We start from the raw sequence: 1430 nt of genomic DNA on the forward strand, positions 1-1430 counted from the left end.
TGGTCGGCTACGCCCGACCAGTCATTCGCCGTCACCGATCTGGACGCAGCGCACCCGTCGATCGCCACGAGCAGTGCGGCGCGCTCCAGTCGTCTGTGGACGTGATCAGCGAAGCGAGCTCACCGGCCTCCCAAGACCACGTGGGCCACGGCTCCGGGCTGGACCATGATCAACGATCGGCCCGGCGTGGGTCCGTTCTCGCCATCCATGGATCCATCAGGATCATCAGTTACACGAGGAACAACCGACAGCATGTCGTTCCTCTCGGCTTGGAGGAGCTCCATGACTGCAGAACTGGACGGATCCACCGCTCTTGTCACCGGCGCCACCGCTGGCATCGGCCGGGCCATTGCCCTTCGCCTGGCAGCGTTGGGGGCCTCGGTTATCGTCCACGGGCGGGACGAGCAGCGAGGTGCTGAGACCGTCAAAGAGATCGCTGCCGCAGGCGGGAAGGCCCGGTTCGTTGCTGCGGATCTGAGTAGCTCTGAAGATGTCCTGCGTCTTGCCGCTGAAGCAGGCGAAGTGGACATTCTGATCAACAACGCCGGTATCTACCGGTTCGCCAGTACGCCGGACACTACCGCCGAGATGTTCGACGCTCAGATGGCCGTCAACTCACGCGCGCCGATGCTCCTGGTCGGTGCCCTCGCCCCGGGCATGGCTGCGCGGGGGCGTGGCGCCATCGTGAGTGTGAGTACAGGGGCGGCTACCACGCCGGTGCGGGAGTCGGGCGCTTACGGGGCCTCCAAGGCTGCACTCGAACTTCTCACACGAGTATGGGCTGACGAGTTCGGCGCCCAGGGCGTCCGCGTGAACGCCGTGGCCCCGGGCCCTGTCTCTACCCCCGGGACGGAGGAGATGGGAGGTGAAACCCTCCAGGTGATCGGGCGAACCACCGTACTGGGGCGGGTCGCAGACCCTGAAGAAATCGCGGAAGCGGTTCTGTTCCTTGCCTCGTCCCGCGCCAGCTACGTCACCGGCGCGGTTCTCGAGGCACGCGGCGGACAGCTCGCGATCGGCTGACTCTGGACTGGACCGCGGTGGACATGCCAAACCTGACACCCATGCCCATGATGTCCATGGCCTGGTCGGCGTGCCCGACGGGAGAGGCCCCGGTCTCCTGTCCCTGACCCAGGATGCAAAGTAGAGCAGCGCCGGTCGTTCGTTCGGTTGTTCCTCGGCCGGTTCGGAGCGCCGACGAGCCGCAGGGCAGGGCGCGGCGGAGCGAACTCGCCGAGTGAGGTGACACACGAATGGCAAGCCAATCGACATGTAGCTGACCGTGTTACTCAGACCGTGTCCTCCATGGCTATGGGCCGTTTTGAGATGAGAGAGCAGGTGACCGCGAACGCTGGGGTGCACATGACGTCCACTTCCCCTCATCGGGAGCCGATCCGCGTCGGTGTCGTAGGTCTGAGCGCGAGCGGCGG

At 65.6% G+C, this 1430-nt stretch carries 1 protein-coding gene; it reads left to right on the forward strand.

Features of this window, described 5'->3' with window-relative positions; translation table 11 throughout:
- The first annotated feature begins 282 nt into the window (after positions 1-282).
- Positions 283-1023: an SDR family NAD(P)-dependent oxidoreductase gene (locus ACWFR4_RS48930; protein WP_453658471.1), complete on the forward strand. Its 741-nt coding sequence runs from the start codon at positions 283-285 to the stop codon at positions 1021-1023.
- Positions 1024-1430 lie beyond the last annotated feature (407 nt).

The sequence above is a fragment of the Streptomyces sp. NPDC055140 genome (assembly GCF_053607285.1).

Bases quoted from the DNA above. Each gene is read 5' to 3' on its own strand.
- ACWFR4_RS48930 (WP_453658471.1), top strand. From the start codon at position 283: ATGACTGCAGAACTGGACGGATCCACCGCTCTTGTCACCGGCGCCACC.